Annotated in this window: 13 protein-coding genes; 10 read left to right on the top strand and 3 right to left on the bottom strand. The window is 63.3% G+C overall.

Translation table 11 applies throughout. The features are described from left to right. Nucleotides 1-111 precede the first annotated feature (111 nt). Nucleotides 112-1527, top strand: coding sequence for a dihydrolipoyl dehydrogenase (lpdA, locus tag CH276_RS26525; RefSeq protein ID WP_032393809.1), 1416 nt, complete (start codon nt 112-114; stop codon nt 1525-1527). 77 nt (nt 1528-1604) lie between these two features. On the opposite strand, the gene CH276_RS26520 is transcribed toward lpdA, so the two are convergent. Beyond that, nucleotides 1605-2654 (bottom strand): M48 family metallopeptidase, encoded by a 1050-nt coding sequence (locus CH276_RS26520; RefSeq protein ID WP_094689138.1) that lies wholly within the window; start codon nt 2652-2654, stop codon nt 1605-1607. Between the two features lie 233 nt (nt 2655-2887). Between CH276_RS26520 and CH276_RS26515 the strand changes: the two genes are divergently transcribed. The 9 genes from CH276_RS26515 (at nt 2888) to CH276_RS26475 (ending at nt 11316) form a co-directional block, all read left to right on the top strand. Continuing rightward, nucleotides 2888-3730, top strand: a complete 843-nt coding sequence (locus CH276_RS26515) for an MlaE family ABC transporter permease (RefSeq protein WP_094629779.1) — start codon at nt 2888-2890, stop codon at nt 3728-3730. A gap of 94 nt (nt 3731-3824) precedes the next feature. Next, nucleotides 3825-4604: an ABC transporter permease gene (locus CH276_RS26510; protein WP_094629802.1), complete on the top strand. Its 780-nt coding sequence runs from the start codon at nt 3825-3827 to the stop codon at nt 4602-4604. Between the two features lie 2 nt (nt 4605-4606). Beyond that, entirely contained in the window at nt 4607-5644 is a 1038-nt protein-coding gene (locus CH276_RS26505; protein WP_045198807.1) for an MlaD family protein, read from the top strand. Further along, a complete protein-coding gene (locus CH276_RS26500; RefSeq protein WP_094629778.1) occupies nt 5641-6648 on the top strand; it encodes an MlaD family protein in 1008 nt (335 codons plus the stop codon). Before CH276_RS26505 ends, CH276_RS26500 begins: the two co-directional genes overlap by 4 nt. Beyond that, nucleotides 6645-7655 carry an MlaD family protein gene (locus CH276_RS26495; RefSeq protein WP_045200954.1) on the top strand — a complete coding sequence of 337 codons (1011 nt, stop codon included), beginning with the start codon at nt 6645-6647 and terminating at the stop codon, nt 7653-7655. Before CH276_RS26500 ends, CH276_RS26495 begins: the two co-directional genes overlap by 4 nt. After that, nucleotides 7655-8764 (top strand): MCE family protein, encoded by a 1110-nt coding sequence (locus CH276_RS26490; protein ID WP_141214788.1) that lies wholly within the window; start codon nt 7655-7657, stop codon nt 8762-8764. The genes CH276_RS26495 and CH276_RS26490 overlap by 1 nt, the downstream gene beginning before the upstream one ends. Then, nucleotides 8755-9804, top strand: coding sequence for an MlaD family protein (locus tag CH276_RS26485; protein ID WP_094629777.1), 1050 nt, complete (start codon nt 8755-8757; stop codon nt 9802-9804). The genes CH276_RS26490 and CH276_RS26485 overlap by 10 nt, the downstream gene beginning before the upstream one ends. Next, nucleotides 9801-10745, top strand: a complete 945-nt coding sequence (locus CH276_RS26480; protein WP_094629776.1) for an MlaD family protein — start codon at nt 9801-9803, stop codon at nt 10743-10745. The genes CH276_RS26485 and CH276_RS26480 overlap by 4 nt, the downstream gene beginning before the upstream one ends. A 55-nt stretch (nt 10746-10800) precedes the next feature. Continuing rightward, nucleotides 10801-11316 carry a hypothetical protein gene (locus tag CH276_RS26475; protein WP_141214787.1) on the top strand — a complete coding sequence of 172 codons (516 nt, stop codon included), beginning with the start codon at nt 10801-10803 and terminating at the stop codon, nt 11314-11316. A 7-nt stretch (nt 11317-11323) separates the two neighbouring features. Here CH276_RS26475 and CH276_RS26470 read toward each other — a convergent pair whose 3' ends face one another. Both CH276_RS26470 and CH276_RS26465 read right to left on the bottom strand, forming a co-directional pair. Then, nucleotides 11324-12430 (bottom strand): DUF4873 domain-containing protein, encoded by a 1107-nt coding sequence (locus CH276_RS26470; RefSeq protein ID WP_176459457.1) that lies wholly within the window; start codon nt 12428-12430, stop codon nt 11324-11326. Further along, a complete protein-coding gene (locus tag CH276_RS26465; RefSeq protein WP_254924050.1) occupies nt 12427-13212 on the bottom strand; it encodes a TetR/AcrR family transcriptional regulator in 786 nt (261 codons plus the stop codon). The genes CH276_RS26470 and CH276_RS26465 overlap by 4 nt, the downstream gene beginning before the upstream one ends. Nucleotides 13213-13285 lie beyond the last annotated feature (73 nt).

The following is a 13285-nucleotide window of genomic DNA, read 5'->3' as shown; positions in this document are numbered from 1 at the left end:
CAGTTCTAGCAGCACTCTGGCCGTCGGGGTGGTCGGCGCTCGCGTGGCTACCGGCTGGTAACGAAGACCAGGTCGAGACAGCGTCGGACGGCACGACTACGCTGGGGACTCGTGACCTCACACTATGACGTCGTTGTCCTCGGAGCCGGTCCCGGTGGGTACGTCGCTGCTATCCGCGCGGCACAACTCGGACTCAGCACTGCCATCATCGAGAAGAAGTACTGGGGCGGTGTGTGCCTGAATGTCGGCTGCATCCCCTCGAAGGCCCTTCTCCGTAACGCCGAGCTGGCGCACCTCTTCACCAAAGAGGCCAAGCTGTTCGGCATCTCGGGTGAAGCCTCCTTCGACTTCGGCGCAGCCTTCGATCGGAGCCGCAAGGTTGCCGACGGCCGCGTCAAGGGCATCCACTTCCTGATGAAGAAGAACAAGATCCCCGAGTACGACGGCAAGGGCACGTTCACCGATGCCAACACCATCGAGGTCGAGCTGACAAAGGGTGGTACCGAGACGATCACGTTCGACAACGCGATCATCGCGACGGGCAGCACCACCAAGCTGCTTCCCGGCACGGAACTGAGCGAGAACGTCGTCACGTACGAAGAGCAGATCATGACGAAGGATCTGCCGGGTTCGATCCTCATCGTCGGTGCCGGCGCGATCGGCATGGAGTTCGGCTACGTCCTCAAGAACTACGGAGTCGACGTCACCATCGTCGAGTTCCTCGATCGCGCGCTCCCCAACGAGGACAAGGACGTCTCGAAGGAAATCGAGAAGCAGTACAAGAAGCTCGGCGTCAAGGTCATCACCGGCGCAGGCGTGCAGAGCATCGACGACGACGGCTCCAAGGTCACCGTCGCGATCAAGCACAACAAGTCCGGTGAGAGCGAGACCTTCACCGTCGACAAGGTGATGCAGTCCGTCGGCTTCGCGCCTCGCGTCGAAGGATTCGGCCTGGAGAAGACCGGCGTCGAGCTCACCGATCGCGGTGCCATCGGCATCACGAACACGATGCAGACCAACGTGCCGCACATCTACGCCATCGGCGACGTCACCGCCAAGCTGCAGCTCGCTCACGTGGCCGAGGCCCAGGCCGTCGTGGCTGCCGAAACCATCGGCGGCGCAGAGACATTGCCGATCGACGACTACCGCATGATGCCGCGTGCGACGTTCTGCCAGCCGCAGGTCGCCAGCTTCGGTCTCACCGAGGACCAGGCCCGCGAGGAGGCCCAGGCCCGCGGTTCGGACATCAAGGTCGCGAACTTCCCGTTCGCTGCCAACGGCAAGGCACACGGACTGGGCGACGCCACCGGCTTCGTCAAGCTCATCGCCGACACCGAGCACGGTGAACTGCTCGGCGGACACCTCATCGGACCGGACGTCTCCGAGCTGCTGCCCGAGCTGACCCTCGCCCAGAAATGGGACCTCACGGTCAACGAACTGGCACGCAACGTGCACACGCACCCGACGCTGTCGGAGGCACTGCAGGAGGCCATCCACGGCCTCGCGGGGCACATGATCAACTTCTGATCCCAGCCGAACGACGACGAGGGCGGCGACCACTTCGGTGGTCGCCGCCCTCGTCGTTCTTGGGTCCTGCTCCGGCGCTACGACTTTCGCCAGTGATCGAAGCGCCCCTTGATGTCCGACGCCACGTCGCCGATTCCGTTGCCGACGGCGTCGACGGCTCCGGTGAAGCCACTTCCGATGTCTCGCACCGTCTTGAACAGCGGGTCCTCGGAGGTGTCGAAGTTGTTCTTGTACGTGCGCGCTGCGTTACGGAACTCCTCCGAGACCTTGGCCTCGTGGTCGGTGGACCTGCGTGGGTAGTCGCCGCGAAGTACGGCCGCGTACTCGCCGTCGTCGACCCACTTCTTCAACTCTGCGGCGCGGAGCACCGAGAACGGGTGCGAGAGGAGTTCGAGATTGAGCAGCTTGAGTACGCCGTCGCGCAGATCTCCGCTGGCCTCGTACTCGGCGGCCTGAGCGAGGAAGGCATCGACGTCGATTTCGCTGATGCGTGCGCCGCCGGCCAGCTTCAATTGCACGCGGATCGCGGTGTGCACGTCCTGTCCGCACAGCAAACCTGCTCTGTCACCGGATAGTTCGGACTTTCGCTTCCATTCCATCAATCCTGCGATGACCGCGCGTAGGGCCCAGCCGCCCACCGGAACCCAGCCGACCGTGCCGGCGAGCCGCATCAGATGCACGAGCACGGTGCGATACACCGCGTGCCCGGACAGTGCGTGGCCCAGCTCGTGACCGACGACGAAACGCTGCTCCTCGTAGGTCATGATGTCGAGCATGCCCGTGGTCAGCACGATGAACGGGCGGTCCATTCCGATGGTGAACGCGTTGACCATCGGTGACTGCACGACGAACAACTCGGGTGTCTCCTCGGCACCGAGAATGTTCACGCAGTCGGTGCGCAGGTCGTTCAGGTCCTTGAACTGGCGCTCGTCGACGCGTACCGCTGTGGCGAGGTACATCAGGCGATGCTGCCGTTCGCGTAGCAGCCCGGACAGCGTGCGCAGAACGGTGTCGAAACCTTTGAGGGTACGCAGGGTGACCAGCGCAGCTCGATCCGACGGGTGTTCCCACGTGCGAGAAGAGATGTCGGGGAATTCGATGCGGGTGCGATCCGGAGCGCTTGTCAATCTTTTCTCCCAGCGTCGATGAGAATTCAAAGTATCAGTAAAGCGGGGCGATCGGTCCGTACTGGAGGCGCGCGACGGCCGTGCGACGCTGCGCGCACCCGAGCGCTCGGTCGCAACGGAACCTCAGGCAGCCCGGCCGAAGTCTGTGATTTCTCATAGGTCGGTAAGTGAGGAAAACGTCACTTGGTCGACTGTCGGCTGGTACTTTTCGTTTTCGGCGCGGGGGAGTCGCCATGAACACGAGTTTGGGGGGTGGGGAATTGTCGTCGCCCGTATCGACGCTCGCGCGCGTCAGCGACGGGGTTTCCGGTGGATTCAGGACGTTCGGCCAGACGTTGGAGCTGGGCGTACTGGCCTTCGTTCACCTCGTACGTGACATCGCCACGTTGCGGCATCCGTGGCGTGACACCGTCGACCAGGCCTGGTTCGTCGTCACCGTCACGGTCGTCCCAGCGGTACTGGTGTCGATTCCGTTCGGCGTCATCGTCTCCGTGCAGGTCGGCAGTCTCACCGATCAGATCGGCGCGACGTCCATCGCAGGTGCTGCAGGTGGTCTCGGGGTGATCCGCCAAGGGGCACCGATCGTCGCGGCTCTGTTGTTGGGCGGTGCCGCTGGGTCGGCGGTCGCAGCCGATCTGGGCGCGCGCACCATTCGCGACGAGATCGATGCTTTGTCGACGATGGGAATCGACCCGGTGCGCAGGCTCGTCGCGCCACGGCTTGCAGCCATCCTCCTGGTGGCACCGTTTCTGTGCATTCTGATCATCTTCATGGGTCTGGCCGCCGGCTACGCGATCAACATTGGTTTCCAGAGTGGCACGCCCGGCAGTTACATCAGCTCGTTCGCGAGCTTCGCCTCGGTGGCAGACCTCGTCGTCGCCCTGGTGAAGACCGAGATTTTCGGGGTCATCGTCATCGTTGTTGCGTGCCACCGCGGTTTGTCCGCCTCGCACGGTCCTCGCGGGGTGGCCAACGCGGTCAATGCGTCCGTGGTGCTCGGTGTGGTGTCGGCGTTCGCGGTCAACGTGGTGATCACCCAGCTGGTCGCCATGTTCATGCCGCAGAGATTGGGCTGACGTGGCCACTCCTTCTCGATACACAGTGCACGGCACCGCTCATCTGACCCGCGGTGCCAGATACCTCGGACGTAAGCCGTTCGAGGTACTCGAGATGCTGGGCCATCAGCTGACGTTCTGCGTCAAGGTGCTCGTGGCGATACCTCACACGGTTCGTGCCTACCGACGTCAGATGCTGCTGATCCTCAGTGACATCACTTGGGGCAGTGGACGACTGATCGTCGGTGGCGGAACGGTGTCGGTTCTCGTCGTCCTGGGTGTCGCGGTGGGTGCATCCGTGGGAATCGAAGGGTTCAACTCACTGGGCATGGTGGGGATGGAGCCGCTGACGGGCTTCATCTCCGCGTACGCCAGCACTCGTGAGCTCGCCCCGATGATCGCGGCCATCGGGTTCGCGACGCAAGCAGGATGTCGGATGACGGCCGAGATCGGCGCAATGCGGATCTCCGAGGAGATCGACGCCCTCGAAGCTCAGGGAATCCAGTCGATGCCGTTCGTGGTGACCACCCGGGTGATCGCGGGAATCGTCACGATCGTGCCGCTCTATCTGCTGACGCTGATCCTGAGCTACCTGTCGTGCGCGTTCGTGGTCCGGGTCGTCGGTGGACAGTCCTCCGGCACCTACGACCACTACTTCAGTGCCTTTCTGCAACCGATCGACGTGCTGTTCTCCCTGCTCAAGGCTGCTGTGTTCGTCGTGACGATCATTCTGATCCACGGCTACCAGGGGTACTACGCCTCGGGCGGTCCGGAAGGTGTGGGGCGAGCGTCGGGCCGCGCCATCAGAGCCAGCCTCGTCGCGGTGGTGGTGCTGGACATGATCATGACCTTGGTTCTGTGGGGATTCGACTCGGGGATAAGGATTTCGGGGTAGAGATGGCAGTGTTCGATGATCTGACCGGTCGATCGGCCGGTCCTGCAACCCTTCGCATGCGCGGACTGGCGGTTGCTGTCGCCGCTGCCGTTCTCGCCTGCGGCCTCACTGCGTACGCGCGGGGTACCTTCGAGTCGCCCTTCGAGCTCACGCTGGACGCGGCGTCGGTCGGCGACGGTCTCACCCCCGGCTCGGAGGTGAAGTTCCGGGGCCTGTCGATCGGCACGGTCGACCACATCGAGACCGTCGGCTTCGGCCATCAGAGGCTGGAACTGGAGATCGACCCGAGCCAGGCGGGCGAGCTGACCGACACCATGCAGGCCCAGTTCTCGTCGTCCAACGTATTCGGTTCCACTGCAATCGAATTGGTCTCCGACGGTACCGGCAATCCACTCGCCTCGAATTCGACCCTGGTAGTGTCGAGCGAACTGCGCGGTGCAACGGTGACCGGAGTGTTCCGGCGAGTCGCCGAACTGACCGAGGTACTCGACTCCGAACAAGTGCAGAACCTTCTCGATCTCATCGCGAACACGTCCGTCGAGGTGAGTCGAAACCTGAAGCCGTACTTCGATACTGCGCAAATGATGGCGAACAATCAGATCGATCCGCTCGCCTGGAAGCTGCACCGAGGGGCGGAACTCGGTGACGGTATCGCCAACTTGATTCCACCTCTTCTCGATCTGGTGGTGGGAGTGGTGGACAAGAGTGCGTACGTCGAAGCGCCCGCCGACAGGGCCAGGACCATCGCGGCCAACGACGGTCTGAGCGATCAGCTGATGGTTCCGGTGGGCGACCTGCTGAAGAAGAACAATCCGAACCTGACTCCGCTTCTGTCGACCGTGCTCGATCTGCTGGTGCCGATCACGGCATCGATCGGCACGTTCGCGCCCAGCTACAACAGGGTCCCGCAGGTGATCGACGGCATTTCCGACGCATTCCCCATCGTCGACGGCAAGCCGCAACTCCAGCTCGACCTGATAGTTCGGACCATGCCCAATCTGGCCGGAGCCGTTGCCGCGCACGAGGAGGCGAACGGGTGAAGAAGGTAACCGGACCTGGGCTCAAATTGCTCGTCTTCTTCACGGTGACCGCGGTGTGCGCCGTGATCATCGTGGCTGCACTCCGTACCCCGGTCGGTGGTCCGCTGTCGTCCTACGGCGCGGAGTTCGACGACGTGTCGGGTCTGTACGTGGGTGACGATGTGCGCATGTCCGGGGTACAGATCGGCAAGGTCTCCTCGGTCGACCTCGACGGAGGCATTGCGCGCGTCGGATTCGAAATCGAGGACAGGCGACCGATTTTCGCGAACACTCAGGCAGCTGTCCGCTACCAGAACCTTCTCGGCCAGCGTTACGTCGAGTTGATCCAGAAGGATGCGGCTACCGGTGCTCCCCTGGCGTCGGGTGAGACGATCCCGGTGGATCGCACGATCCCGTCGTTCGATATTTCCACTCTGTTCAACGGATTCAAACCGATCTTCGACACGCTCGACACCGCACAGCTCAATCAGTTCACCGAGAACATTCTGCGCATGGTGCAGGGCGACGGGTCCGGCCTGGGTCCGGTGCTCCGCGACGTGGACCGCATCACCCAGTTCGCGGTTCAACGGGAGTCGATCATCGGCCTGCTCATCGACAATCTCGGCCAGATCTCGGATTCGATCGGCGGCCAGTCCTCCTCCGTGGCCGACCTGCTCGAACAACTACACGGTCTGGTGTCCAAGCTCAGTACACAGATGGACGGGGTCTTGGCCTCGTTGGATCAGGCGAACTACGGGCTCACTCCGTTGGTCGGTTTGATGGAGGGACTGGAAAGCGCGTACGACAACAGTTATGCGCCGGTCGACGGAGCGCTGCGGCGAATGCTTCCGCAGACGGAACAGGTGACCGAGATGCTCGCCCTTGCCCCCGCATTGTTGACCGGCCTCAACGCGAGTATTCCCGCGCCGGGTGCCAAGACCTACACGTGTAGTCAGGGCCAACAAGATATCCCGGGGATCGGGCAGATCGTGCTCGGCGGACAGAATTTGGTGGTGTGTCGATGAAACGCGTGCTGCGCAGGGGCGTTCGTGACGAGCAGTCGGAGAACAAGACACATTTCTTCTGGGGTGCAGTCGGTGTCGCCTTCTCCTTGGTACTCCTCCTCGTCGCGGCCGTTCTGTACACGGTTCCGTTCGGCGATCGCACCTACACCGCGGAGTTCGGCTCGGCCGCAGGGGTGAAGCCGGGTGACGAAATCAGGATCGCCGGAATTCCCGTCGGCTCCGTGCGCTCGGTCGAGCTCGCGGGCGATCACGTCGATGTCGAATTCAGTGTTCGATCGGACGTTTTCGTGGGGGACGCATCGACGCTGACGGTCAAGTTGCTCACGCCGATCGGCGGTCATTACGTGATGCTCAGCTCTCATGGCGACGGCGCGCTCGACTCGGCACCGATTCCGTCGGAGCGGGTCGCGCTTCCGTACGAGCTGTCCGACGCGATCCAGCAGGCAACTCCGTTGGTCCGCGATATCGACGGACCGACGTTGCGACAGACCGTGGCCGAACTGGACCGGGCAGTGAGTACGCAGCCGCAGTCGACCCGTGCCATCGTGGACAATCTGTCTTCGCTCACCGACGTCATCGCGACCCGCTCCGAACAGCTCGAACGTGGGCTCGTGGTGTCGGACGAGTACGTCGGCGCGTTGGCAGCCGATCGAGTGATGCTCGTGGAGCTGGTTCACGAACTCGGCACCTTGACAAAGGGATTCGGAGACAAGCGCGCAGAAGTGGTCAATGCCTTCGACCTGCTCGGGCGGATGTTCAAGCTCTTCCATCGGCCTGTGGTCGCATTCGAGAAGGGGCTCGAGCCGTCGATCGTCCAGCTCGAGGAGATCACACAGAAGCTCTTCGCGCAGTTGGGTGATTTCGACGGGGCGATCACGACCATGAAGCAGAGTACGGACGGTCTCGCCGCACTGATCGGGGGCGGTCAAGGTCCGGTGATCGATCAGTCGCAGGACACGGTCGTCGGTGTCGGTGTCTGCATTCCGCTGCCGGGGAAGGCGTGCTGATGAGGCGCAGAATCGTGAAGGTCGCTGTGGCAGCGGCTGTGGTGATCACTCTCGTCGGTTCCGTCGCGTCGGCGACCGCCGTCATCGATTCCGGGGCGAGCAGCTCGTCGGTGTGCGCCGAGTTCACCGATACGGTCGGGTTGTACGAGGGCAATTCGGTCATGATGTTGGGTGTGGTCGTCGGGACGGTGACGCACATCGAGAACACCGACGCCTCCGTGATGGTCACGATGGATGTCGACGACAGCCTCGTGTTGCCTGCGGAAGTCGGTGCCGTGACACTGTCCAGTTCGATCGTCACCGACCGGCACGTGGAATTCACCGAGCCCTACACCGGCGGCGCCGAATTCGATCGCGCGCAGTGCATTCCGTTGGAGCGCACCAGAACTCCGTTGGGAATCAGCGATACTCTCGATGCCGTATCGGGCCTCACTGCTGATCTGCTGGGCCCGGCCGACGCCGACGGCAAGCACGACGAAGTCCTGGGTGACACACTTCGTTCGGTCGACGGTTCGCTCCGTGGGTCCGGTGCCCAGCTGAACGAGAGCCTCCAGCAGTTGGCCCAGCTGGTCGGCGATCCGGCCGACCGAGACACCACCGTGCGACGCCTGATCGACAATCTCGACGGCCTCATCGACACGTTCGTGGTGAGCTGGCCCGAGGTGGCGAAGCTACTCGACAACCTGAAGCGGGGAATGATCACGCTGTCGGAGTTCACCCAGTCGTTCGGGACCACGGTCGCTTTGACCACCGAATTCATGCCGCCACTCGCGCGCAACGTCGCGAAGTACGACGACAAGGTCTACGCATTTCTCGACCAGGCGGCCCCTGTGGTCGACGTCCTGCTCGGGCGAGTGGGCGATATCAAGGACATTCTCGAGCAGGTGCCGACCGTAGGGCAGAACCTGATGACGATGTACGACAACGATTCCAAGAGCGGGCGCCTGATCTATCACCCGCCACAGTTCGAGATCGACACCAACTCGCCGAACGAGGTCTGCGCTCTGCTCAACAAGTACCGCCCGACGTGTTCGGCCGATCAGCAACGAGGCGATGTCATCGACGTGGGATTGGTGCAGCTGGTACTCGGTTCGGCGGGATGGCGATGAGGCGCGCGGTGATCGGGCTGTGCTGTGTCGCTCTGCTGTCGGCGTGCAGCGTCGACCCGGCGGAGATGCCGATTCCGGGAAGTTATGTGTCGGGTGACAAATACACTCTGCGAATCGAGTTCGCGAGTGTCCTGAATCTGCCGGAGAAGGCCAAGGTCATCGTCGAGGGTGTCGATGCGGGCGTTCTCGACCGAGTAGACCTCGTCGGTTCGACCGCTGTCGCGACCGTCGATCTGTCGGCCGATGTTCAGCTGCCGACCGATACCGTCGCCGAGCTTCGACAGTCGTCGATCCTGGGCGAGATCTACATCTCGCTGCAACCGCCGTCCGACGCGAACGCGAGTGCAGGTTCGAGTTCGAGTTCGAGTTCGAGCGGGCCTTATCTTCGCGACGGTGACGTCATTCCCGTGGAGCGGACGGTACCGGCAGACAACGTCGAGGACGTGCTGCGAGGATTGTCGAACATCGTGACCGGCGGTCACTATGTGGAACTGCAGGAGGCGGTGAACAACGTCAATGCGGCCATTCCTCCGGACCCGGCCCAGGTCGACAAGATCAATTCCGCCGCTCGGGCTGCGCTGACCGACATCGGCGACAACACCGGCGAGATCGATCGGATACTCGCGGCGGCGGAGAGTGTGTCCAATACCGTTGTGACGCAACGTGACGGCGTCGAGCGTGTTCTCGAGCTGGGCCCGAGACGATCGGACGGGTTGTCCGAGGTCCTGTTCAGCGTCGTACACATGATCTTCATGCTGGGATACATGTCGCAGAACGTCGGTGACGTTCTCGCCGGCCCGTATCCGGAACTCAGAGGTGCCATCGACATCATCGCGCCTGCATTGATCACGATCTCGAACGCAGACACCACGGTGCCCATGAACATGGAGAAAGCGAACACCCTCTTGCGCGAGCGCCTCATCCCGTACTTCGAGTCCACTCCGAACATTGCGGTGCGGTCGGTGTCGACCGATCAGGGGGCCGGCGCATTGGCCGACGACATGATCGGGATCCTGCGCGGCATCGGTATCGTCCGATGAAGCGGGGAACACTCGTCTCCCTCGTGGCACTGACGGCCATGACCGTTGCGAGCATCGGGTACCTGGTCGTTGGCGTGCTCGACGTGAACCCGACCAGAACGATCGATCGTGTCGTAGTGCACATGGAATCCTCCGGCGGGCTGATGGATACCTCGCAGGTCACCTCGAGAGGCATCAAGGTGGGCCGGGTCGAGTCCATCGCGGTGGTGCCGGGCGGCCTCGACGTCACACTCGCGCTCGACGCCGCGAACCGTATACCGGCCGACTCCGAGGTCGTGGTGGCGAACCTGTCCGCAGCAGGCGAGCAGTTCCTCGACCTTCGGCCTCGAAGCGTCGGAGGGCCGTATCTCACGGACGGAGATGTCCTCGGCAGCGATCACGTACGCCCGTCGGTCACAGTCAGCGAGGCCCTCAGCCTGGGTGATTCGCTCGCCTCGCAACTCGATACGAATGCCTTGAGGGGTTTGACCGATACCGCGTCGGCAGCCGTCGAAGGCCGTGGTTCGGATATCGATCGTCTCGTGGAGGCATTCCGATTCCTCGCAGCGACGTTGCGGGACAAGAGCGGAGAGATTCGTCGCCTGTACGACAATGCGCAACAAGGTGGGCGCCTCGCCTACGGATACGGTCCGGTGATGACCGACGCGGCACCGTGGGTCGGCGCGACGGGTTCTGGTGTGGCAAACCTGCTCGAGGGCTTCAACGACTACTCGTACGTCGGCGCGGACGTCTGGGACGATCCGCTCGGCAAGATCGGGCCGAAGATCGATCAGTACCTCACACCGCTGTCGCCCGACCTCGCGTTGATCGCGACACTGCTCAAGCCGTACACCGCACCGATCAAGCCGATGCGGATCGACGCAGGCTCGATCGTCGACGTGATGCAGACCGTCTTCCCTCCCGGCGGGCCGGCGAGGCTTTCCGTTGAAATTCCGAATTGATTGGAGTGACCCCCTCATGGTCGAAGTAGAAGAATCCCGGACCGAGGAAGCACCGGTGTCCGCTGAGACCCCACGACGGCGCCGTATTCGGTGGTCCGTGGTCGCTGCCGCGGTACCGGGCATCGCGCTCGCGGCGGTGTTCGGAGTGCTGTGGCATTCCGCAGCAGGCGATCTGGCCGACGAGCGTGCGCACGATCAGGATCGACAGATGGCGTTGAACACCGCCACCGACTACACGGCGCGGTCGCTGACCTACGACTACCGCAACCTCGACGCGTTCTTCGACGGCGTCGACCAGGGCGCATCGCAGTCCCTGCAGGATCGCTACAGCGGAGTTCGTGAGGCCCTCACCGCCATCATGAACGAGTCCCAGGTGGTCGCCAACGGCGAGGTACTCTCTGCCGCAATCGATTCCGAGTCCGGAGGCGAGTACAAAGTGGCGGTGTTCGCGCAGCAGACCACGCAGAACGTGCAGCAACCGGACCCCGGCAAGGTGCCCAACCTTCTGCTCGTGACGGTCACCGAGCAGGACGGTCAGTGGATCGTCAGCGACTACGGCCCCAAGACCTGACCCGGGGTCAGGAAGCGTTCGTGGCGCTGACGAACTGGGCGAGCCCGCGCACCTCCTGTTCGATTTCGGTCATCCCACATGCCTCGAAGATCGACGTGAACTGCTCCTTCTCGAACATGCGGACCCCGATACGCCCCGACGCTGCACCCACCACCGACCGCACCGGAGCGGTCTCACGGCCGTAGCTCGTCATGATCGCGATTCGACCACCCGGCCGGAGCACACGGACCAATTCGTCGACCACGGTCAGCGGGTTCGGGATCAGGTACAGGGCGGCGAAGCAGCACACGGCGTCGAAGGTGTTGTCGGCGAACGGCAGTGACTGCGCATCACCGCGCATGTACGCGGCGTGGGGCCCACGGTTGTCCCGAACGGCCCGGCGAATCATCTGCTCCGAGATGTCGAATCCGATGGCGATGCCGTCTCCGCTCAGGTGCTCCGACAGGTTCCTGGTGAAGTTTCCCGGTCCCGATGCCACGTCCAGCACCTTCATGTCGCCGGTCAGTCGCAGGTCCGAGGCGGCCTTGGCACGTTCGGCGGACATGGACAGGCCACCGACCCCCATCATGGCGATACCGGCGGGCCGCCAGAGCTTTTCGTAGATCGAGGCAACCAGGCGGTTGTTCATCGCCTTGCTCGCGGTGGTAGGTGACGGCGCAGGCGTACCGCCGAGCAGTTCCACGTAGCCCTCGGTCGTGTCCGCGCTCGCGCGGAATTCGGGTTCGAGCAGTGCCGCCGCTCTCGCGAGCGCTCGGTCCTCGGCCGATGGTGTGCTTGCGGCCGGTGTGTCGTCCCAGTCTTCCTCGGGTTCGAGCGGGTAGGGCGGATTTCCTTTGCCCTGCAGCCGGTATCGACCCCAGAAGTCCACGTCGCCCACCGTGACGGGTGCGGTACCGCTGTCGGTGCTCAGCAGGCCCTTGCGGCTACTGGCCGCGGCCTCCATGAATTCCTGGAGTCCTTCGTGTGGCCGGACGCGTCCGTACCAACGGAAGATGCCGTCGATGGGTTGGGAGTGCCCGCGCAGATCGATCCGGACGTCGAATTCGGCCGCCGGATCGTCGAACGTCAATGTGGCAGGACCGCGGTAGTCGGGCTTGCCGGAGAGATCACTCACGGGTTTCCTCTTCCCTCCTCGCGTACGAACGCGACATGCATGGGTTGATCGGATTCGATGCGGACGCCGACGAGCGCACACGAGGATTCGACGATCCCCCGCACGATGGCTGCCAGATGGGCGGTGAAAGCTTCTATCGGTATGACGAGCTCGTGGTCGTCCGAACTGCCGAGCCACCAGTCCGTGGCGGTGGCCACCGCGCCGAATGCAGAATAGGAAACCATCTGGACCGTCGAATTGTCCACTGCTGGTCCGTGAATGGCACCGGCGAGCATCTGAGCAACCGTGTCGGATGCGGCACGCGCAGAGGCCAGCGCTGGGTCCGTTGCGGACTCGGTCGTGGTCTGCCGGCCACTCGTGCGGGCCAGGAAGTGGCCGTGGACGAGAAATCGGAACAGGTTGGGATGTTCCGACACGACTGCCGCGTATCCGGCGGCGCTGCGATCGATGAGGTCGGTCACCGAATCCTCGAACAGGTTGACCGTGCCGACTATCCGATCCCACAGCATCTGTTGCACGTGCTCGACGATGGCCGAGTACAGATCGGACCGGTCGGCGAAGTGTCGATAGAGCTTGGGTTTGGCGGTACCGGCCGCTTTCGCGATATCGCCCATGCTGACACTCGGGCCGTGCACGTCGATCGCGACCAGTGCCGCCGCGACGAACTTCCGTCGCACCTCGAGGCGGTGTTCGCGCCAGCGTTCGGTGCGAGCATCGATCTTCTTGCACGGGGTCGAGTGCCGCCCATCCTCGGGGTTGACACGTCCGGTGAGTTGAACCACACTCGACACAGTACCTACTACCGCCGGTACTGGCTACCGTGAGTTCGGGGTAGTCGGAGGGGCCGGGGGGCCC

Source organism: Rhodococcus sp. 06-470-2 (genome assembly GCF_002258235.1).
Lineage (GTDB): Bacteria > Actinomycetota > Actinomycetes > Mycobacteriales > Mycobacteriaceae > Rhodococcoides.
Note: the sequence above shows the minus strand (reverse complement) of the source record. Positions and strands in the feature narration are given on the sequence as shown.